The organism is Pseudomonas putida, from assembly GCA_041879295.1.
GTDB classification, from domain to species: domain Bacteria; phylum Pseudomonadota; class Gammaproteobacteria; order Pseudomonadales; family Pseudomonadaceae; genus Aquipseudomonas; species Aquipseudomonas putida_Y.
Genome location: CP047152.1, coordinates 5,627,389 through 5,649,330 on the forward strand (window position 1 = coordinate 5,627,389; position 21,942 = coordinate 5,649,330).

Here is a 21,942-nt window from a genome sequence, read left to right on the forward strand (position 1 = left end):
CAGGTGTGCTGTGAGGGGTCTTAAAGCGTAAGGCCTCTTCGCGGGCTTAACCTCACTGACCGCCGGCCAAAGCCTCTTCAACCACCTTCAGCAGCACCTCTTCAGAAAACGGCTTGCCCAGGCAGGCCAGTGCCCCAAGGCCCATCGCTGCCCGTACCGAGCCATCGTCCCAATGTGCCGACATGCAGATCACCGGCAAGCGCCACCCCCGCTGTGCCAGCTCACGCTGTACCTCCAGCCCGCTCATCCCCGGCATCTTCAGGTCAAGCAACACACAGCCCGCCTCGCCCGCCAGTGGCGAGGCCAGGAAGGCGTCCGCGGCGGAAAACGACAAGGTCTCGAACCCCGCCGAGCGCAGCAGGTTGGCCAGGCTTTTGCGCACCGAGGCATCGTCGTCGACGATGCACACCACTCTGCTCATGCGCTGCCCAGGCTCTCAGACCGCGCGCCGAGAAGGTTGTGCATGGCCGCAAGCTCCAGCAACGAGCGGGACTGCATCTTGTTCATGATGTTCTTCTTGTGCACCTTGGTCGTCACCTCACTGGTGCCGATCTGCCTGGCAATCTGCTTGTGCGACAAGCCGCCTACCACCAGCGAGAAGACCTGGCGCTCACGCTGAGTCAGGCGCTGGTACTTTTCCTCGACCTGCCGCGCATGGAGCCACTTGCGGCCTTCGGCCACGGCACGGGCGCGCACTGTCTGCAACAAGGTCAGCAACTGGTCTTCATCGAACGGCTTGGTCAGGAACTCCACCGCTCCGGCGCGCATGGCCTGGACTGTCATCGGGATGGTGCCGAAGCCGGTCATGAACACGATCGGCCAGGGCAGCGCCAGCCGGCACAGCGCATCCTGTACCTCCAGGCCGCTTGTACCCGGCAAGTGCATGTCCAGCAGCAGGCAGGCACAGGGGGTTTCCAGGCGGGCCTCGAACAGAGCCTCGGCGCTGGCAAACAAGTGATGCGGGATGTCCTGCGAGCGCAACAGCCGGCCCAAAGCGGTGCGCACCGACGGGTCGTCATCCACGACCAGCACCGGCACGTTCACGCGCTCATCGAGCGGCTCGACAGCCTCGGCCATGGTGTGCAGCAACGACCCACCCAGTGCCTGACCCGGCACCTCGAGGCTGATCTGCGCGGCCAGACGGTAGCCCCGGCGCGGCACGGTCTGGATCAGGCCGCGGTCGCCAAAGGCCTTGCGCAGCAAGGACACCTGCACCTGCAAGTTATTGTCCTCAACCACCGTACCAGCCCACACCTGACTGAACAGCTCGTCCTTGCCGACCACGCGGCCCCTGGCCCTGATCAGCGTGGCCAGCACTTCGAAAGCACGCCCCCCCAACAGGATCGGCTTGCCGTCGACATAGACTTCGCGCCGCTCCAGCGACACCAGGGCATTGCCTATTCGGATCATGGCTTCCTCGCGCGGGCACGGGCGTTTTCGCTGCATGGGCAGCCTAAGCCAGCATACGCATTCAGACAATTATCCCGAGGGATAGGTTGGCCTGAGGACTATACAAAAGCCCGCCAACCCTCAGGGGACGATAACGGACAACAGCGTGCCCGTTCCTGCCAAGCAGGCTGTATCCCGCATTCATGCTGGGCCCGCTGCGTATACTCGCGCCTCAGGATGTCGCTAGCGGGGGTGCTTTATGCTCGATGAACGCCTTGCCCACAGGCCCATCGATTACGATCAGTCAATCGACGAAGGCTGGCTGAACCAGTGCGAGATCAGCGCGCTGGGCCAGGAAGGTGAACTCAGCTATTTCCGCCTGCGCGACCCAGCCACAAATCAGGCTTGGATTGCCGTGCGCGCCCCGCTCGAGGCCCCTACCGCCTGTCAGCGCCTGGAACGTGACTACCGCCTGCAACTGGACCCGCAATGGGCTGTGATCCCCTCTGCGTTCGTGCGCTCGGCTGAGGGCCCATTGCTGGTGTACCCGGCCGTGCGCTCAGTCGCCGACCTGATCGCGGAAGGCCCTGCGGCGCTGGAGCCGTTTCTCGACATCGCGGTGAACGCCTCCCTCGCGTTGGCGCAAGCGCACGAAGCCAATGTGCTGCACGGTACACTGCAGCCCGGGCATGTGTGCCTGGGCGCCCACCAGCGGGTGCGACTGGGCTTCTTTCGCGCCGACCCGGCAGAGCGGATCAGCGAACAGGGCACCCCGCTCGGCAATTGGGCCTACCTGGCACCGGAACAGGTTTGCCCGCACGGTAGCACCAGCGACCGACGCAGTGACATCTATGCCCTGGGCGCGATCCTCTACCAGTTATTGCTGGGCGAGCTGCCACTGGCCGGGCGTGACACCCAGCACTGGCGACAGCTGCATGCGGGTGTGAAGCCGCGTGCGGCCTGCGAAGTGGACAGCAACGTGCCGCCACCCCTCAGCCTCATCCTGGCAAAGGCCTTGGCCAAAGAGCCGGACGCCCGCTACCAGAGCGCGCGCGCCCTTGCAGTGGACTTGGCTCACTGCCAGCGGCAGTGGGCCGCCCACAAAATCCTGGCACCCTTCACGCCAGGTTGCGCCGACCCGGTAGCGCCTGGCCGCGCACGCCTGTACGGCCGCGGCGCCGAGCAAAAGGCCATTACCCTGCTGCTCAGGGCCTTGCATCGCCATAGCAAACCACAAGCCCTGGTCATCAACGGCGCTGCTGGCATGGGCAAGTCGAGCCTTGTCGAAGCAGCGCTCAAGGTCAACGCTGAAGGTTACTGGGCCGTCGGCAAGTGCAACAGCCAAGCCCAAGCTGTGCCCTACACGCCCTGGATCGAAGTACTCGGCGCCCTGACCACCCAGTTGCTGGCCAAGAACAGTCAGGACCTCGACACCCTGCGCCGCGAAATCCTGCGCCGCATCAAAGGTCATGGCCGCCTGCTCGGCAAGCTGGCCCCGGACCTGCAACTGATTCTCGGCCCACTGCCCCAATTACCCGCCAAGCCCACGCGCCTTGCGCTGCAGAAGGAACTGCACGCGATCATTGAATTCCTGCAGGTTTTCACCCGGCCTGGCCAACCGCTGGTGCTGTTCTTTGACGACCTGCAATGGGCCGACGACGCCACCCGACAACTGTTGGCCCAACTGCTGGCTGAAGCGCCGGCCAACCTGCTGCTGATTTTTACCCGGTGCAACGATACGCCCACCACCAGCGCACCGCTGGCCATACCTGCAACGGTGCGCAGCACCACGCTGAACCTGCGGCCGCTGGCCGTTGGAGCGGTGGCCGAGCTGATTGGCGAGCGCTACCACGTTGCCCCCGAGGAGGCATTTCAGCTAGCCGAACTGGTGCACGACAAAACGGCGGGCAACCCGTTTTTCATCAACCAGATCCTCAGGGCCATGGTCGAGGACCAGCTGTTCATCTTCGACACCCAGGCCATGCGCTGGTCGTGGTGCCTGCAGGCTGTGGCCCGGCACTGCTATTCCGACAATGTGGCCGACCTGATGGTCCACCGCCTGGGGCGCCTGCCAGCACCGCAACGCGACCTTGTGCGGGTCGTCAGCGCGGCGGGCAGCCACTGCGATGAGCGCCTGCTTCGCCAGCTGCTCGCCCAGCCGCCAGGCGAACCGTTGAAAACCTTGATTGGCGCCGGCTTCGTGCAACCGGGCCAGAACGGCTTGGGCTTTACTCATGACCGGGTGATGGAGGCCGCTTATGCACTAACGCCCGAGCACGAGCGCGCCTCGCTGCATGCACGCATCGCCCTGGCCATGCGCCAGGCTTGGCCAGACTACATGCAGGAGGGGCTGTTCGAGCTCGCCAGCCAGCTGCAACGTGCCGCCCCCTGCGGGTTTACAGCGGATGACTGCGAAGCGTTCCTGCAGCTTTTACGCGAGGCCGCATCACGCGCACGCGACGCCGGCGCCTTCGAGCAGGCCGCAGGCTACCTGCACACCGCCGAGCAGTTGCTGCACCACGGCGCCACGCTTGAAAGCCGCGTCACGCATGGCTTTGCCATCGCCTGCATGGCGACGGAGTGCGACATGCAACTGTCACGAACGATCGCGGCCGAGGCACGCCTCACTGAATGCAGACAGCGTGCCCGCTCGGCGTTGGAGCAGGCGCGAGCGTGCCGGCTGCAGGCACTGCTGTATACCTTGCGCGGTGACTATCAGGCAGCCATCGACAGCGCCCTGAGCGGCCTGGACTTACTGGGTATAAGCCCGGTGCGGGGCGTCGACTGGCAACAGGTCGAGGCCAGTCACGCCCATGTACAGGCGTTGGTCGAACAGAAAGGTCGGCATTGCCTGGAGTCGCTACCGCGCACCGAATCGGAGGAAGTGACGGTTGCCATCAGCCTGCTGGCCACCCTGTCATCATCGTTCTTCGTGAAGGATGACATCTGCTTCCTGCACCTGGCCAAGCTGATGGAAATGTCGCTGCTGCACGGCGTTGCCCCAGGTAGCACCTACGGCATGGCCTGGTACGGGGTGATGATTGCCGAACGTTTCGGCGCTTACCATGATGGCCATGCCTGTTGCCTGGCCGCGCTCAAGCTGATCGAGCGACACGGTTTCGAAGCTGATTTGACCAGTGCGCTGCTGGCCCTGGACCAGGTCAGCGCCTGGACCTCACCCATGGAATTCGCCCGACGTACCACGTTGGATGCCATCGACTCGGCGCGCCTGAGCGGCGACCTGGCGATGAGCTGCTACGCCTGCAACCATCTGGTATCAGATTCGCTGTTCATGGGCCGCTACCTGCCGGACGTGGTCGAGGAAGTGGCGCAAGGCCTGGCCACTGTGCGTCACCACGGCTACCGCGATGTCGAGCAGATCCTGCAGGCCCAGCAAGCGTTCGTCGCCAACCTGAGTGGCCTGCCCTGCCCGGCCCCGGCCGCCCCCTCCAGGTCGCCCACCACGCGGTTCTTCCAACACCTGTTCGCCGCCATGTGCGCCTTTTACATGGGCAATATCCCGAAGGCCATGCGCGACCTGGCATTGGCCGGTGACAACAGCTGGGCGGCACCGGCGCACATCAACCTGGCCGACTATCATCTGTTCCGCGGCCTGGCCTTGGGCAGCCCCGAAGCCCACGGCAGCCTTGCCGACAAGCTGCGCGAGCTACAGGCCCTGCGCGAGCGCTTCAGCCGCTGGGCCGGCTTCAACCCGGCCACCTTCCGCAGCAAGCAGTTGCTGATCGAAGGCGTCATCGCCAAGCTCGAAGGCGACGGCCTGGGCGCGATCCGCTGCTTCGACCAGGCGCAAATTGCCGCCACCGCTGCCGGTTTCATCCACGAGCAGGCACTGGCCCATGAACAGCTGGCCGAGGTGTGCATCCCCAACGGCCTGATCTCCGGCGCCAACCTGCACCTGCGCATCGCTCGCGACTGCTTCCATATCTGGGGCGCGACCGGCAAGGTGCACCAGCTTGAGACATTGCATCCGTTTCTACGCACCCAACCGATTCAGGAGACCTATCGCGCCACCCACCAGGCCAAGCTGGACCTCGAAGCCGGCATAGAAGCTGCGCGGGCACTGTCCGAGGAAGTGCTGCTCGAAGGCCTGATCGAAACCCTGATGGGCCATCTGACCCAGCACTCCGGTGCCGATCGCGGCGTGTTGCTGATTGTAAGCGGCGCCGAATTCCAGATGGCTGCCCTGGCCCACATCGACGACGCCGGGCTGCACGTGAGCATGGACAACTGCCAGAAGTTCATGACCCAGGCACCGCTGTCAGTCATCAACGCCACCATGCGCACCCGCAAACCGCTGGTGCTCAACGATGCCCTTGATGAGTGCCCTGAGGCCTTCCGCCAACAACTGCAGGCACGCAACGCCCGCTCGGTGCTGTGCCTGCCGCTGGTGATCCAGGGCGTGCTGATCGGCCTGGTGTACCTGGAAAACCGTCTTGTGCCGAACCTGTTCGGCAGTCAGCGCCTGGCCATGCTGGAGATCCTCGCCTCTCAGGCGGCGGTGTCGCTACAAACGGCCAAGTTCTACACGCGCCTGGCCGAGGAGAACCAGATCCGCGCACAGATGGAGGCTGAGTTGCGCCGCTCGCGTGCGGAACTGGCGCGCAGTGCGCACTTGCAGGCGATGAATGAGCTGTCAGCGTCCATCGCTCACGAGATCAGCCAACCGCTCCTGGGCATCGCCTCCAATGCCGCGGCCAGCCTGCGCTGGCTGAAACGCGCCAAACCCGACCTGGAAGAAGCGATTGCCGGCCTGGAAGATATCCGCAACGACAGCGAACGGGCCGGCAACATCGTGCGGGCGCTACGGTCCTTGGCCAAGCAGTCGCCGATGCAACTCAAGGCAGTGAAGCTGGACGAATTGATCCGCGAGGTGGTGCGCCTGACCTCGGCCGATGCCGCCAAGGGCAAGGTGAATGTGCAGACGCAGCTACAGGCCGGGGTCTGCGTGACAGCCGACCCGGTGCAGTTGCAGCAGCTGGTGTTCAACCTGATTACCAATGCTCTGGAAGCATTGGCTGGGTATCGCAGTGACGGGGTGCTGAAGATTGGATCGGCGGTGGTCAAGGATGGGGTGGAAATCTGCGTGGACGACAACGGACCGGGGATCGTAGCGGACGAGCGGGAGCGTGTATTCGATGCGTTTCATACCACCAAGACCGGTGGCATGGGGATGGGCTTGGCGATCTGCAGTTCGGTGGCTCAGGCCCACGGCGGGCAGTTGCAGGCGCTGGTGTCGCAGTTGGGTGGATGCCGGATTCGCTTCTTTCTGCCTGTGAGTCACTCATAACCTGTGCCGGCCTCTTCGCGGGTAAACCCGCTCCTACAGTCGGCGCAGCCATGGTAGGGGCGGGTTTACCCGCGAAGAGGCCGATACAGGTTTACATCATCGCGAGGCGAGCGCTGCGTAGCTGTTCATCAGGTTGCGGTAGTTGGGAATACGCTGCGACAGCAGGTTGCCCAGCCCTTCGATATCGTTGCGCCAGTCGCGGTGCAGTTCGCAGGCCACCGAGAACCAGTTCATCATCTGCGCACCCGCCTGGGTCATGCGCACCCAAGCCGCTTGCTGCACGGTTTCGTTGAAGGTACCCGAGGCATCGGTCACCACGAACACTTCAAAGCCTTCCGCCAGCGCCGACAGGGTCGGGAAAGCCACGCACACATCGGTCACCACACCAGCGATGATCAGTTGCTTGCGGCCCGTGGCCTTGATTGCCTTGACGAAATCTTCGTTGTCCCAGGCGTTGATCTGGCCCGGACGGGCAATGTACGGCGCATCTGGAAACATTTCTTTCAGCTCGGGCACCAACGGGCCATTCGGGCCTTGCTCGAAGCTGGTGGTGAGGATGGTCGGCAGGCCAAAGAACTTGGCCAGGTCGCCCAAAGCCAGCACGTTGTTCTTGAATTCGTTGGGCGAAAAATCCTGCACCAGCGAGATCAGGCCAGTCTGGTGGTCGACCAGCAGCACCACGGCGTCGTCTTTGTTCAGGCGCTTGTAATCGGGTTGGCTCATGGGGGTGACTCCTTGGGTTGGGATAACGGGCCGGCACTGTCCGCAGGGGTTATACCGGTGGATAGCTTCGGCTTAAGAAAGTACCTGCGCCTGCCGCCAGGCCTTGGGTGGCTGGCCGACCAGGCGGCTGAACGCGCGGGTGAAATGGGCCTGGTCACAAAAGCCGCATTCCAGGCTCACATGGGTGATAGGTGCCTCAGTGGCGAGCAAGCGCTTGGCCTTTTCCATGCGCGCCAGCAGGCGCCAGGCTTGCGGCGAAAGGCCGGTGTTGACTTTGAAAGCGCGGGAAAAATGGCTGCGGGTAAGGTTGCATACCGCGGCGATCTCAATGATCGACAACGGGCTGTGCAACATCAGCTCCTTGGCCCGGCGCAGCCGCGCGGGCGTGAGTGCGCCGGGGGTTTGCAGCGGCGCTTCGGGCGTCCCAGGGTACATGGCGACTCTCCTGTTCAATGCAGAAAGTCTCGCCCCCGGCACATGACGAAGTCCTGAGCCAAACCTGAATTATTGTTAATTGTGCGCTGCTGGCCCTGAGCGTTTTGCCGATACCTTAAGATGCGTTTCGTATTCAGCTTTTGGCCGCTACCAGCGGCCGGCATTCAAGGCGAAAGAGGTATGCAGGAAAAACCCGCCCACCGCACCGTGGCCATGGTGCTGTTCAACGATGTGCTACTGCTGGATGTCACCGGCCCCATGGATGCATTCGCCATCGCCAACCGATTCTTGCCAGCAGAACGGCAATATCGGCTGCTGACCTTGGCCGAGGGACAAGCGGTGGTACGCGGCTCATGCGGCCTTAAGGTAGTGGCAGACCGGCGCCTGGAAGACTTGCCGGAAGCCGTCGACCTGTTGCTGGTGCCCGGCGGCCCAGGAGCCTATGCCGTCGCATTGCCAGGGATCGAGCGCTGGCTACCCAAGGCCGTGCGCCAGGCCAAACGCTTCGGTGCCATCTGCACCGGAGTGTTCCTGCTGGGGCGGGCCGGGTTACTCAATGGCTATCGCTGCACCACCCACTGGAATTACGTGGAGCGCCTGGCACAAGCGTTTCCCGAGGCCAAGGTGGAGACCGAGCAGATTTATGTGATGGACCGCTGCCTGATCACCTCGGGCGGTATCACTGCAGGGATCGACCTGGCACTGGCGGTGGTTGCCGAGGACCATGGCAAGGCGCTGGCCCTGGAAGTGGCCAAGGTGCTGCTGGTTGCCCGTCATCGTCAGGGCGGGCAGACACCTTACGGGCCGTTGCTGGCTGCGGTACCACGCGACGACTCGCCGATTGCCCGGGTGCAGGCCTATATAGTCGACCACATCGAGCAGGCGTTCACCGTGCAGAAAATGGCCGAACTGGTGGCCATGAGCGGGCGTAACTTTGCCCGGACGTTTCTGCGGGAGGTGGGAATGACGCCGCTGCAGTACCTGCAGAATGCGCGCATCGACCGCGCGCGCAAGCTGCTCGAAGGCAGCGACCTGCCGTTAAAGGTTGTGGCGGCGCAGTGCGGGTTTGGCAGCGACCGGCATTTGCGCAAGGTGTTCTGTGAGCGGATAGGCATGACGCCGGCGCAGTATCGCACGCAGTTTGGTGGGGGTTGAGCGCGGGCCACTCACACAACTGACCACAGCCACCGTCTCTTTTTTCAGGACAATGTTTCTTCCCGACATCAGATTGTCTAATGCCACCCCAGCCTCCAGAATCGTCGGCCAACCTGTAATAACGCTGCCCCGGCAGCTCATGGAGTACGAGCCAATGCCACACGAAGGCAGCCTTCTGCAAACTGCGGTGATCTTCCTGCTTGCCGCCGTCCTCGCCGTCCCCCTGGCCAAGCGCTTGCAACTGGGTGCCATGCTCGGCTACCTGCTCGCCGGTGTGGTCATCGGCCCGCAAGCACTTGGCCTGGTCCACGACACAGAAAGGGTGGCGCACATTTCCGAACTGGGCGTGGTCTTGCTGCTGTTCATCATCGGCCTGGAGCTGTCGCCCAAACGCTTGTGGCTGATGCGCAAGTCGGTGTTTGGTGTCGGCACTGCCCAAGTGTTGCTGACCGGCGCGGTTATCGGCGCCATCGCCCTGTTCGGCTTCAGCCAGACGCTGCCCGCGGCCATCGTGCTCGGTCTGGGCCTGGCGCTTTCGTCCACCGCCCTTGGCCTGCAGAGCCTGGCCGAGAACAAACAACTCAATGCCCCGCACGGCCGTCTGGCGTTCGCCATCCTGTTGTTCCAGGACATCGCCGCGATCCCGCTGATCGCCTTGGTACCACTGCTGGCCGCCACTGGCCCGGACACCAGCAGTGGCGACAGCCTGGAGAATGGCCTGAAGGTATTCGCCAGCATCGCCGTGGTCATCATCGGCGGCCGCTACCTGTTGCGCCCGGTGTTCCGCACCGTGGCTCGCACCGGCCTGCCGGAAGTGTCCACTGCCACTGCCCTGCTGGTGGTGATCGGCACCGCCTGGCTGATGGAACAAGCCGGTATTTCCATGGCCCTGGGCGCCTTCCTCGCCGGCCTGCTGCTGGCAGACTCGGAATACCGCCACGAGCTGGAATCACAGATCGAACCCTTCAAGGGCCTGCTGCTGGGGCTGTTCTTCATCAGCGTCGGGATGGGTGCAAACCTGCACCTGCTGCTGGAGATGCCGCTGGTGGTGCTGGGCCTGACCCTGTTGCTGGTGGCCGTGAAGCTCGTGCTGCTGGTCGGCACCGGTCGCCTGGCCGGCGGCCTGAGCGGCGCCAGCGCGCTGCAACTGGGCATGGTGCTGGCCGCTGGCGGCGAGTTTGCCTTTGTGGTGTTCAAGCTGGGCAAGGACCAGGGCCTGTTCGATACCCAGACCTACGACCTGCTGCTGATGACCATTACCCTGTCGATGGCCATCACCCCACTGCTCATGATTGGCTGCGCCCGTGCCCTCAAACGCGCGCAGCCAGTGCGTGAAGTGCCCGACCATTACAAGGCCATCGACGCCGGCACGCCGCGGGTGGTAATCGCCGGCATGGGCCGCATGGGCCAGATCGTCGCGCGTATCCTGCGGGCACAGAAGATCCCGTTCGTTGCTCTGGAAACCTCGGTGGATGCCATCGAGATGACCCGTATGTTCGAACAGGTGCCGGTGTTCTACGGTAACCCGCTGCGCCCCGAAGTACTGCATGCGGCCAAGGTGGGTGAGGCGGAGTACTTCATCATCACCATCGATGACCCGGAGGCCGCCATTCGTAGCGCTGAACGGGTGAAACGCCTGTACCCGCACCTGAAAGTGCTGGCCCGCGCGCGTAACCGCCAGCACGTGCACAAACTGGCGGATGTGGGCGCCGAGCCGATTCGCGAGACATACCACTCCAGCCTGGAAATGGCCCGCCGGGCACTGGTGGGGTTGGGCCTGAGCGATGAACAGGCGGCGGACCGCATTGCACGGTTTACCCAGCATGACGAAGAGGTGCTGGAGGCCCAGGGGCAGGTACGTGATGACCGGGCCAAGGTGATGCAGACGGGCAAGGAGGCGCGGGTGGAGCTGGAACGGTTGTTTGAATCGGATGCGGGTTGAGGCCTTTTGGCGCATGCCTTGAGGGTTGTAGTGCCTGTGAGATCGAGCGCCGCCCGCGCGGCGCATCGCGAGCAAGCTCGCTCCTACATCTGTTTCGGGCCAGTATCGCCTGTGCCTGCGCGCGCGACCGCCCTGTTTGTCCCCCACGATATCGAGGTGAGCGCCAAGGGGACGTGCGCGTCTGCCCCAGGAATAATTGGCCCGAAACAAATGTAGGGGCGAGCATGCCTTGAGGGTTGTAGTGCCTGTGAGATCGAGGTGAGCGCCAAGGGGACGTGCGCGTCTGCCCCAGGAATAATTGGCCCGAAACAAATGTAGGGGCGAGCATGCCTTGAGGGTTGTAGTGCCTGTGAGATCGAGCGCCGCCCGCGCGGCGCATCGCGAGCAAGCTCGCTCCTACATCTGTTTCGGGCCAGTATCGCCTGTGCCTGCGCGCGCGACCGCCCTGTTTGTCCCCCACGATATCGAGGTGAGCGCCAAGGGGACGTGCGCGTCTGCCCCAGGAATAATTGGCCCGAAACAAATGTAGGAGCGAGCATGCCTTGAGGGTTGTAGTGCCTGTGAGATCGAGCGCCGCCCGCGCGGCGCATCGCGAGCAAGCTCGCTCCTACATCTGTTTCGGGCCAGTATCGCCTGTGCCTGCGCGCGCGACCGCCCTGTTTGTCCCCCACGATATCGAGGTGAGCGCCAAGGGGACGCGCGCGTCTGCCCCAGGAATAATTGGCCCGAAACAAATGTAGGAGCGAGCTTGCCTTGAGGGTTGTAGTGCCTGTGAGATCGAGCGCCGCCCGCGCGGCGCATCGCGAGCAAGCTCGCTCCTACATCTGTTTCGGGCCAGTATCGCCTGTGCCTGCGCGCGCGACCGCCCTGTTTGTCCCCCACGATATCGAGGTGAGCGCCAAGGGGACGCGCGCGTCTGCCCCAGGAATAATTGGCCCGAAACAAATGTAGGAGCGAGCTTGCTCGCGATGCGCCGCGCGGGCGGCGCTCGATCTCATGGGCGCCAAAAAACTATCGCCAGGCACCTGGAAGCCATCCTGCAATTTCCTGACGATCACCTCGCCGCCATGACGCGAACTCACAAAAACCATCACAAATCGCCTAATTATCAGCTGGGTCCTACTTCCCCGCGAACCATTTCCTACGTTCACGCCAATCCCAAGGAATTATCCTACACACCGTGTCGACGCCCGTCTGATTGTCCAGGGAAGGCCTGCTCTCTAGGCTAACCGGGTCGCTGTCGGTTCAGCGATCGGGTGTGGAAACCCGGATGTGATGAAGGGCTGCCGTTATGGCAGTTGTGCGCGTGAGGCCGTTTGGCCTACCGGCTTGCCTTCTCCCCGGTTTTCCACCCCGCGCACAACTGCCGCCTTCTGCGTGGAAACGGGTGGTTGCAGTTCAATCCTGGAGAAGGAATTGCCATGAAAAGAATCGTCCCCGATCCACCCCTCCCCAACACCACACAACGCTCTTTCAGCCGCTGCGATGCCGGCCATCTCCCATTGTTCACCGTAAACCCAGGCGTTTCCGCCCACGATGCCCTGGTGCATGTCGCCCAATACCTGCGCGGCGCCTACGACTGTGGCTACAAAGCCTTGGAACATCTGGATGACACAGGCAAGAGCCTGTTCTGGAGCAACCTGAACGCACTCGAAATGGCAGAAGGTTTGGTTGAGGCGTTGCTGGATGGGATTGAGTCACAGCCCATGAATTGAGTCGCCTGTACCGGCCCTTTCGCGGGCATGCCCGCTCCCACAGGTACTGCACTGGCGTTGAATCTTGCGCGATCCCTGTGGGAGCGGGCTTGCCCGCGAAAAGGCCGGTACAGCAAACAAAAAAGGCCGGCTCCCTATAGAGAGAGCCGGCCTTTGTGCGCGTTGCTGATGGTTGATTACTTACCCGCAGTCAGCGCGTTATAGCTGGTCATCAGGTTGCGATAATCCGGAATGTGGTTGGAGCATAGTGCAGCCAGCCCTTCGACATCGTTGCGCCAGTCGCGGTGCAGCTCGCAGGCCACGCCGAACCAGGTCATCAGTTGGGCACCCGCCTGGCTCATGCGGTCATGCGCGGCATCACGGGTCATTTCATTGAAGGTGCCGGAAGCATCGGTCACCACGAACACGTCAAAGTCTTCCTCCAAGGCCGACAGCGCCGGGAACGCCACGCAAACCTCGGTCACAACACCTGCAATGATCAGCTGCTTCTTGCCGGTCGCCTTCACCGCCTTGACGAAATCCTCGTTGTCCCAGGCGTTGATCTGGCCAGGGCGGGCAATGTACGGCGCATCCGGGAACAGGGCTTTCAGTTCCGGCACCAATGGGCCGTTGGGGCCTTGCTCGAAGCTGGTGGTGAGGATGGTCGGCAGGTTGAAGAACTTGGCCAGGTCAGCCAGCGCCAGCACGTTGTTCTTGAACTTGTCCGGCTCGATATCGCGCACCAGGGACAGCAGGCCAGCCTGGTGGTCGACCAGCAGTACGGCAGCGTCGTCTTTGTTCAGGCGGTTGTAGGTGAATTTGCTCATGGTCTGTGCTCCTAAGGGTTATGAATTTTTCAGCAATCCGGGGTGTTTCGCGTTGATGGGCACAGATTAAAATCATCACCTTTGCGGCGGTAGTTAGCAGAATCTGGCTTTAGCGTTCTGATTTAGGAACGATGGATTTGTAAGGGCTGTGCTGGCCTCGGGCCTGTGGTGTCCTGTAGGAGCGGCTTTAGCCGCGAAGAGGCCGGCAAAGGCAACCAAATACCCGGAGACCGATCATTGGAAGACCTCAACTCCCTCTACTACTTCACCCAGGTCGTCGAACATGGCGGCTTCGCCCCGGCCGGGCGGGCGCTGGACATGCCCAAGTCAAAGCTCAGCCGGCGAATCGCCGACCTTGAAGACCGTCTGGGCGTGCGGCTGCTGAACCGCACCAGCCGGCACTGCTCGCTGACCGAGATCGGCCAGGCCTACTACAACCGTTGCCTGGCCATGCGCGTGGAGGCCGAGGGCGCGGCGGAAATCATCGAGCGCAACCGCAGCGAACCGCGCGGCCTGGTGCGCATCAGCTGCCCGACCACCCTGCTCAACTCCTGGGTCGGGCCGATGCTGACCCGCTACATGCTCAAGTACCCGCAGGTGGAGCTGTTCATCGAAAGTACCAACCGCCGTGTCGACCTGCTGCATGAGGGCTTCGACATCGCCCTGCGGGTGCGCTTTCCGCCGCTGGAGAACACTGACATGGTGATGAAGGTGCTGAGTAACAGCACCCAGTGCCTGGTTGGCCAACCTCAATATCTGGCACAACTGCCCAACGGGTTTGACCCGCAGCTGCTGGGCACACTACCCAGCGTGCATTGGGGCAGTGCCCAACGCGAGTACCAGTGGGAACTGTTCCAGGGTGAGGACAACAGCCGCAGCATCGTCATCCCGCATACACCACGCATGGTGACTGACGACCTGTTTGCCCTGCGCCATTTCGTGGTGGCCGGAGTGGGGATCGCCCACTTGCCGCGGGTGGCGGTGCGTGAGGATCTGGCGGCGGGACGTCTGGTTGAGCTGATTCCGGACTGGCACCCGCGTTGCGGTATCGTGCATGCGATCTTCCCATCGCGACGTGGGTTGCTGCCTTCGGTGCGAGCGCTGATCGATCATCTGGCTGAGGAGTTCGCCATCAGCGACATGGCTTGAGTGCCTGACTGGCTGAGCCGGCCTCTTCGCGGGCATGCCCGCTCCCACAGGTATTGCACAAGGCTCGGGGCCGGTGGTGGCCCTGTAGGAGCGGCTTTAGCCGCGAAAGGGCCGGTACAGGCAATGCAAATCCCCACCCAGCACACCCTTACAAGACCTTGGGTCTACTCTTCTTCCACACTCCCGGATCATCCCCCGGAGCCCCTCATGATCCGCGCCACCCACGGACCAGGCCGCGCCCTGCTCGCCACCCTCGCCCTCTGGCCGGCGCTGAGCCACGCCGAAGCGCCCGGCTGGTCGCTGCTCAGCCGCAACTATTTCCTGCACAGTGACTTCCGCTCGCCCTCCGGCAGCGGCCAGAACTACCGCCAGGAATGGGCCCAAGGCTTCATCGGCGAGGTCCGTTCCGGCTTCACCGAGGGCACTGTCGGCGTCGGCATCGATGCCCATGGCTTTCTTGGTTTCAAGCTCGACGGCGGCCGCGGCCATAGCGGCACCGGCCTGCTGCCACGCGACAGCGATGGCCGCGCCGCGTCCGAGTACTCCAGCGCCGGTGCCGCGCTCAAACTGCACCTGGGCAACACCCGGCTGCGCTATGGCGAGATGATGGTGGAAACCCCGGTGTTCGACACCGGTGACAAACGCCTGCACCCGGAATACGCCACCGGCTGGCTGGTGGAAAACACCGACCTGCCCGACTGGCGCCTGCAGGCCGGGCGTTTCACTGCCTTCAACAACCAGGACAACAGTTCCACCCACGACGACTTCAGCGGCTACGGCGCCAGCACCCACAACCGGGCCATCAGCCTGGCCGGTGCCACCTTCGCACCCAACGGGCCGTTCGGCGCCGCACTGTATGCCGGGCAGCTGGAAAACACCTGGCGCCAGGCCTACCTCAACCTGAACCTGGCCGAGGGCAACTGGCGCCTGGACGGCAACCTGTACAAAACCCGCGACACCGGTAACGCCAGCGCAGGGGCGATCGACACCCTCGCCTACAGCCTGCTGGCCAGGTACAGCTTCGGCGCCCAGGCGCTGAGCCTGGCCTACCAGAAGGTCGAGGGCGACACCCCGTTCGACTTCGTCGGCGGCGACTCCATCTACCTGGCCAACGCGATCAAGTACGCCGACTTCAACGGCCCGGGCGAGCACTCGTGGCAACTGCGCTACGACCTGGACTTCGCCACCCTTGGCGTACCTGGCCTGAGCCTGATGGGCCGCTATGTCAGCGGCCGCGGCATCGACGGCAGCCATGCGCCTGCGGGCGGCGCCTATGTGAACCAGTACGGTGACGGCGGCAAGCACTGGGAGCGCGACATCGACCTGAAATACGTGGTGCAGTCGGGGGCTGCCAAGGACCTGAGCCTGTCGTTCTCCCACGTCAGCCACCGCGCCAACCAGGCCCAGGCGGGCGGTGATATCGACCGCATCTACCTGATTATCGAATACCCACTCAAAGGCAGCTTCTGACATGAGTACATCCCCTTCAGGTGCCTGGAGCCCGTTGCGTAACACCACCTTCCGCATGCTGTGGATCGCCACCATCGCCTCCAACATCGGCACCTGGATGCACGAGGTGGGCGCCGGCTGGCTGATGACCACGCTGTCGGCCAGCCCGCTGCACGTGGCGTTGATCCAGGTAGCCGGCTCGTTGCCGATGTTCTTCCTGGCCCTGCCGGCGGGCGCAGCGGCGGACATCGTCGACAAACGCCGCTACCTGTTGCTGGTGCAACTGTGGATGTCTTGTGTAGCGGTTGTGCTGGCGGCCCTGACGTTGCTCGGGATGATGAACGTCACCTTGCTGCTGGTACTGACCCTGGCACTGGGCATTGGTACAGCGCTGATGATGCCAGCGTGGAGCGCACTGACACCAGAACTGGTGGGCAAGGAGGACCTGGCCAACGCGGTGGCGCTTTCCAGTGTTGGCATCAACGTGTCACGGGCCATCGGCCCGGCACTGGCGGGGGTGGTGGTGAGCATGGTCGGCCCGTGGCTGACCTTCGCCCTGAATGCCATCTCGTTCGCGGGGGTGATCCTGGTGCTGTTCCTGTGGAAGCGCGAGGTGAAGGAACCACTGCTGCCGGCCGAACGCTTCGTTGGCGCCATGCGCACCGGGTTGCGCTTTGCCCGCAGCGCCAAGCCTTTGCAGGCCGTGATGCTACGCGCGTTGGCGTTCTTTTTCTGCGCCAGCGCCGGCACTTCGCTGCTGCCGCTGATCGTGCGTGGCGAGATGCGCGGCACTGCAGCGGACTTCGGCCTGCTGCTGGCGGCCATCGGTATTGGCGCAGTGGCGGGTGCCACCTTGCTGCCGCGCCTGCGTGAACGCATCAGCCGTGACCGCCTGGTGTTTCTGGCCAGCCTGCTGTATGCCCTGTTCCTGCTGGCCCTGGCGCTGGTGCGCAACTTCTATGTGCTGCTGCCAGCGATGCTGCTCAGCGGCGCGGCGTGGATCGCGGTGCTGTCCAACCTGCAGGTGGCTGCACAGACTTCGGTGCCCGCCTGGGTACGGGCGCGGGCTTTGTCGGTATACATTCTGATCTTCTTCGGCGCCATGGCCTGTGGCGGCCTGCTGTGGGGCACGCTGGCCAGCCATGCAACGATCACCTTCAGCCTGCTGCTGGCCGCAGGCGGCCTGGCGCTGGGTACCTTGCTGACCTGCAAGGTGGCGCTGCCGGAAACCGAGGCAGAAGAGCTGACGCCGTCGCTGCATTGGCCGGTGCCGGTATTGAGCGATGACATGGACAAGGAAGTCGGACCGGTGATGGTCACCGTCGAGTACCACATCGCCCCCACCAAGGCCGAGGCCTTCCAGCAGGCGGCGCGGGAGCTGGAAGCGATGCGCAAGCGCAATGGCGCATTGTCGTGGGGGTTGATGCGGGACAGTGCTGATCCGGCGTTGTGGCTGGAGTTCTTCTTCGAGGAATCGTGGCTGGAGCATCTGCGGCATCACCATCGGGTGACCCGTGGTGAGCTGAAGATCGAGGCGCGGGTCAGGATGCTGCAGACCGATGGGATTGAAGTGCGAATTCGGCATTTGTTGGCTGGCGGGGAGCATAAGGCTCACCATTGATGCTGGCCTTGGCGGCCCTTGAGGCACAAGAAAGGGGCCAGATATTGGCCCCGTTCTTCACATCAGCTCAGCTTAGAACGCGAAGCACGAACAGCCTAACGCTCCCCAGAAACCTTGGAAGTCATTTACCGGTACGCTCGAATGCCGCGCCTTTTCATGGCTGTGTGCATGCACACCGCAAGGCCCGCTGCACTGGTGCACAGCCGCTGCCAACGATGGCGTACCGACACGCCAGTGCCCAGGTACCTTGGTCACCGGCGACCACTCCGGCAGCACCGGCACCTGCGGCGGGCCTAGCTTGTCGAACTCGCCAGCACCATACACCACCTTGCCATCAACGATGGTCAGCACCGACTCGATGCCCTTGATCGCTTCTTCATCGACACTGAAGAAGTCCAGCGACAATGCTGCCAGGTCAGCCAGCTGGCCCACCTTGATCTGGCCTTTCTTGCCTTGCTCGCTGGAAAACCAGGCGCTGCCCTGGGTGAACAGTTGCAGCGCGGTGTCACGGCTCAAGCCTTCCGGGTACAGCTCCATGCCACCGACCGTCTTGCCGCTGACCAGCCAGTACAGTGAGGTCCATGGGTTGTAGCTAGACACCCGAGTGGCATCGGTACCCGCGCCCACCGGCACGCCCATTTCGAGCATGCGCTTGATCGGCGGGGTCTGCTCGGCGGCCTTGGCGCCGTAGCGGTCGACGAAGTATTCACCCTGGAAGGCCATGCGGTCCTGGATGGCAATACCACCGCCCAGCGCACGCACGCGCTCGATGTTCTGCGGGGTGATGGTTTCGGCGTGATCGAAGAACCACGGCAGGCCATTGAACGGGATGTCGCGGTTGACCTTCTCGAACACGTCGAGCATGCGCGTGATCGATTCGTTGTAGGTGGCGTGCAGGCGGAACGGCCAGCGCTGCTCGACCAGGTGGCGCACCACCGGCTCCAGCTCTTCTTCCATGGTCTGCGGCAGGTCCGGGCGCGGCTCGAGGAAGTCCTCGAAGTCGGCGGCGGAGAACACCAGCATCTCACCGGCGCCGTTGTGGCGCAGGAAGTCGGTGCCACTGTGCAGCTTGACGCTGGCCGTCCACTTCTTGAAGTCGTCCAGCTCTTCCTTGGGCTTCTGGGTGAACAGGTTGTAGGCGATGCGCACGGTCAGCTGGTTATTGTCGGCCAGTTCCTGGATAACCGAGTAGTCATCGGGGAAGTTCTGGTAGCCGCCACCGGCGTCGATGGCGCTGGTCAGGCCCAGGCGGTTGAGCTCACGCATGAACTGGCGAGTGGAGTTGACCTGATACTCCAGCGGCAGCTTAGGCCCCTTGGCCAGCGTGGCGTAGAGAATCATCGCGTTCGGGCGGGCGATCAGCATGCCGGTCGGGTTGCCGAACTTGTCGCGCTGGATCTCGCCACCCGGCGGGTTCGGCGTGTCCTTGGTGTATCCGACAGCCTTGAGCGCAGCGCGGTTGAGCAGCGCGCGGTCGTACAGGTGCAGCAGGAACACCGGAGTGTCAGGGGCGGCCTGGTTGATTTCCTCAAGGGTGGGCATGCGCTTTTCGGCGAACTGGAATTCATTCCAGCCACCGACCACGCGCACCCATTGCGGGGTAGGCGTGCGCGCCGCCTGGTCCTTGAGCATACGCAGGGCATCGGCCACCGACGGCACCCCTTCCCAGCGCAGCTCGAGGTTGTAGTTCAGACCGCCCCGGATCAGGTGCAGGTGCGAGTCATTGAGGCCGGGGATCACCGTGCGCTGCTTGAGGTCGATGATCTGCGAGGCGGCACCCTTGTGGGCCATGGCCTCGGCGTCGCTGCCCACGGCGATGAAGCGGCCGTCCTTGATGGCGACAGCAGTCGCGGTGGGCTTTTCGCGGTCAACGGTGTGCAGTTTGCCGTTGAACAGAATCAGGTCGGCGGTCATGGAACCTCCTTGCGTGGATGCGTGAGCGAAACCGGCTTGGCCGGTAAAAGGCAATGCGGACCAGAGCGCGCCGGCAGCACCGAGCACAGTGCTGGTGGCGAGGAACTGGCGACGGGTCTTGTCGTTGCGATCCTGGGACATAGGCTTCTCCGACTAGGGCCGGCAGGGGGACTGCAAAGCATGCCGGTTGATGCAAGGCCTGTGCTTGGATGGATGTGCGGTGGGTTGAAGAAGGTTAGTCCTGGTCAAGCCTTTTGCTGCCTGGGCCGGCCTCTTCGCGGGTAAACCCGCTCCTACAACGTCTGTAGGAGCGGGTTTACCCGCGAATGTTTCCCACAATTACCGCTGAAGGAACGCCAGCAAGTCCTCATTCAGCTGCTGCGCATGGGTCACTGCAAAACCGTGCGGCGCCCCGGCATACACCTTCAGCTCGGCGCCGCGAATCAGCTCCGCCGCCTGCTTGCCAGTGGTCTCGAACGGCACGATCTGGTCGTCATCGCCATGGATCACCAACGTCGGCACATCGACCTTGGCCATGTCGGGACGGAAATCGGTCTCCGAGAATGCCGTCACACAGTCCAGGGTGCCTTTGATTGACGCCATCAGCGCAATGTTCAGGGTCTGCGTCTGCACACCCTGGGACACCTGCTGCCCATGGTTCAGGCCGTAGAACGGCGTAGCGAAATCGGCGATGAACTGCGCGCGGTCGGCACGCAGGCCGGCCTGGATGCCCTCGAACACCGACAGGTCGACACCGTCAGGGTTGTCCTCACGCTTGCCGAACACTGGCGTCACCGCGCCCAGCAACACCAGCCCGGCCACCCGCTCGCTGCCGTGGCGGGCGATGTAGCGGCTGACATCACCGCCCCCCATCGAGAAGCCCACCAGGGTGACGTCGCGCAGGTCGAGGTGCTCGATCAGCTGGGCAATGTCATCGGCGAAGGTGTCGTAGTCGTAACCGTTCCACGGCTGGCTCGAGCGGCCGAAACCCCGGCGGTCGAAGGCGATGGCGCGGTAACCGCGGCTGGCCAGGAACTCCATCTGGGAATCCCACATGTCGGCGTCCAGCGGCCAGCCGTGGCTGAACAGCACAGGCTTGCCGCTGCCCCAGTCCTTGAAATAGATCGAAGTGCCATCGCGGGTAACGAACGTACTCATAACGGTATCTCCTTGAAAGTTTCCAGGTGAAGGCGTCGGCTCAGCCGCGCAGCCAGTTGGCGCAGCGGCGGGTTACCCAAGGCATGATGTAGAACACCACGGGCAGGATGACGAACAGGTTGACGATCAGGTTGCCGGTGATGACGCCGCCCAGCTGCGGGAAGCGTGCAAACAGCGGCGCCAGCAGTTGCGGGATGACCATGGTCATCGGGCAGATCACCAGGTAGGTCAGCAGTGCCTGTTTCCAGCGCGGCGGTTGCGCTGCGGGGGTGCCCGGCGAGCTATCAAGCACCTTGTGTTGCAGGCATACGGTCACCACTTCGCGGTTGTCATGGAGTGCGGTGTTCATCGGCGTTCCTTGGGATGAGCTTGCCCGCATTCACTGTGCAACGGCGAACGGGCGGAGGATTGGATGGGTGTGCTGCCCTGCGCGGGCACCGACTCACGGCGCCCGGGGCGGGTCGGCTTACTTGCCGGCGTTGAAAGCGTTGTAGCTGGTCATCAGGTTGCGGTAGTCCGGGATGTGGTTGGAGCACAGCGCGGCCAGGCCTTCGATGTCGTTGCGCCAGTCGCGGTGCAGCTCACAGGCCACGCCGAACCAAGTCATCAGCTGGGCACCCGCCTGGCTCATGCGGTCGTGGGCAGCGTCGCGGGTCATGGCGTTGAAAGTGCCGGAGGCATCAGTGACCACGAACACGTCGAACTCTTCTTCCAGGGCCGACAGGGCCGGGAAAGCTACACAGACCTCAGTCACCACACCGGCAATGATCAGCTGCTTCTTGCCAGTGGCTTTCACGGCCTTGACGAAGTCTTCGTTGTCCCAGGCGTTGATCTGGCCAGGGCGGGCAATGTACGGAGCGTCCGGGAACAGGGCTTTCAGCTCCGGTACCAGTGGGCCGTTGGGGCCTTGCTCGAAGCTGGTGGTAAGAATGGTCGGCAGGTTGAAGAACTTGGCCAGGTCGGCCAGGGCCAGCACGTTGTTCTTGAACGCATCCGGCTCGATGTCGCGCACCAGGGACAGCAGGCCAGCCTGGTGATCGACCAGCAGTACGGCGGCGTCGTCTTTGTTCAGGCGGTTGTATTTGAAGTGGGTCATGGGGGTAGCTCCTAAGGGTTTTGATGTTCAGTAAGTTGGTGTTTCGCGTTGATGGGAGAAGATTAAAACCATCACCTTTGGA

General features: G+C 63.3%; 16 protein-coding genes. 7 read left to right on the forward strand and 9 right to left on the reverse strand.

Features of this window, described 5'->3' with window-relative positions:
- Positions 1-52: 52 nt before the first annotated feature.
- Together GST84_25610 and GST84_25615 are read right to left on the reverse strand one after the other, a co-directional pair.
- The gene (locus GST84_25610; GenBank protein XGB15841.1) at positions 53-409 is read right to left on the reverse strand and encodes a response regulator; all 357 of its coding nucleotides are present in this window, start codon (positions 407-409) and stop codon (positions 53-55) included.
- 8 nt (positions 410-417) lie between these two features.
- The gene (locus GST84_25615; protein XGB15545.1) at positions 418-1,410 is read right to left on the reverse strand and encodes a response regulator; all 993 of its coding nucleotides are present in this window, start codon (positions 1,408-1,410) and stop codon (positions 418-420) included.
- A gap of 238 nt (positions 1,411-1,648) precedes the next feature.
- On the opposite strand from GST84_25615, the gene GST84_25620 reads away from it, so the two are divergent.
- Entirely contained in the window at positions 1,649-6,697 is a 5,049-nt protein-coding gene (locus GST84_25620) for an AAA family ATPase (GenBank protein ID XGB15546.1), read from the forward strand.
- A gap of 96 nt (positions 6,698-6,793) precedes the next feature.
- Here the strand turns inward: GST84_25620 and GST84_25625 are convergent, their stop codons facing one another.
- Both GST84_25625 and GST84_25630 read right to left on the reverse strand, forming a co-directional pair.
- Complete coding sequence (locus GST84_25625) at positions 6,794-7,420, reverse strand: isochorismatase family protein (protein XGB15547.1); 627 nt, start codon at positions 7,418-7,420, stop codon at positions 6,794-6,796.
- A 72-nt stretch (positions 7,421-7,492) separates the two neighbouring features.
- On the reverse strand, positions 7,493-7,855 hold the full coding sequence (locus GST84_25630) for a helix-turn-helix domain-containing protein (protein ID XGB15548.1): 363 nt from the start codon (positions 7,853-7,855) through the stop codon (positions 7,493-7,495).
- A 180-nt stretch (positions 7,856-8,035) separates the two neighbouring features.
- Between GST84_25630 and GST84_25635 the strand changes: the two genes are divergently transcribed.
- From GST84_25635 to GST84_25645, 3 genes are all read left to right on the forward strand, one after another.
- Complete coding sequence (locus GST84_25635) at positions 8,036-9,010, forward strand: helix-turn-helix domain-containing protein (GenBank protein XGB15549.1); 975 nt, start codon at positions 8,036-8,038, stop codon at positions 9,008-9,010.
- Between the two features lie 154 nt (positions 9,011-9,164).
- A complete protein-coding gene (locus tag GST84_25640) occupies positions 9,165-10,952 on the forward strand; it encodes a glutathione-regulated potassium-efflux system protein KefB (GenBank protein XGB15550.1) in 1,788 nt (595 codons plus the stop codon).
- 1,421 nt (positions 10,953-12,373) lie between these two features.
- A complete protein-coding gene (locus GST84_25645) occupies positions 12,374-12,667 on the forward strand; it encodes a hypothetical protein (GenBank protein XGB15551.1) in 294 nt (97 codons plus the stop codon).
- Between the two features lie 176 nt (positions 12,668-12,843).
- Here the strand turns inward: GST84_25645 and GST84_25650 are convergent, their stop codons facing one another.
- The gene (locus tag GST84_25650) at positions 12,844-13,473 is read right to left on the reverse strand and encodes an isochorismatase family protein (protein XGB15552.1); all 630 of its coding nucleotides are present in this window, start codon (positions 13,471-13,473) and stop codon (positions 12,844-12,846) included.
- Positions 13,474-13,710: 237 nt separating this feature from the next.
- Between GST84_25650 and GST84_25655 the strand changes: the two genes are divergently transcribed.
- The 3 genes from GST84_25655 to GST84_25665 all read left to right on the forward strand — a co-directional run bounded on the left by GST84_25655 (position 13,711) and on the right by GST84_25665 (position 17,692).
- Positions 13,711-14,622, forward strand: coding sequence for a LysR family transcriptional regulator (locus tag GST84_25655; GenBank protein ID XGB15553.1), 912 nt, complete (start codon positions 13,711-13,713; stop codon positions 14,620-14,622).
- A 207-nt stretch (positions 14,623-14,829) separates the two neighbouring features.
- On the forward strand, positions 14,830-16,092 hold the full coding sequence (locus GST84_25660) for an outer membrane porin, OprD family (GenBank protein XGB15554.1): 1,263 nt from the start codon (positions 14,830-14,832) through the stop codon (positions 16,090-16,092).
- A gap of 1 nt (position 16,093) precedes the next feature.
- A complete protein-coding gene (locus tag GST84_25665; GenBank protein ID XGB15555.1) occupies positions 16,094-17,692 on the forward strand; it encodes an MFS transporter in 1,599 nt (532 codons plus the stop codon).
- Positions 17,693-17,764: 72 nt separating this feature from the next.
- On the opposite strand, the gene GST84_25670 is transcribed toward GST84_25665, so the two are convergent.
- The 4 genes from GST84_25670 to GST84_25685 form a co-directional block, all read right to left on the reverse strand.
- Positions 17,765-19,747, reverse strand: a complete 1,983-nt coding sequence (locus GST84_25670; GenBank protein XGB15556.1) for an amidohydrolase family protein — start codon at positions 19,745-19,747, stop codon at positions 17,765-17,767.
- A 198-nt stretch (positions 19,748-19,945) separates the two neighbouring features.
- Positions 19,946-20,764: an alpha/beta fold hydrolase gene (locus tag GST84_25675; protein XGB15557.1), complete on the reverse strand. Its 819-nt coding sequence runs from the start codon at positions 20,762-20,764 to the stop codon at positions 19,946-19,948.
- A gap of 40 nt (positions 20,765-20,804) precedes the next feature.
- On the reverse strand, positions 20,805-21,113 hold the full coding sequence (locus GST84_25680) for a hypothetical protein (GenBank protein XGB15558.1): 309 nt from the start codon (positions 21,111-21,113) through the stop codon (positions 20,805-20,807).
- Between the two features lie 117 nt (positions 21,114-21,230).
- A complete protein-coding gene (locus tag GST84_25685) occupies positions 21,231-21,860 on the reverse strand; it encodes an isochorismatase family protein (protein XGB15559.1) in 630 nt (209 codons plus the stop codon).
- Positions 21,861-21,942: the final 82 nt, after the last annotated feature.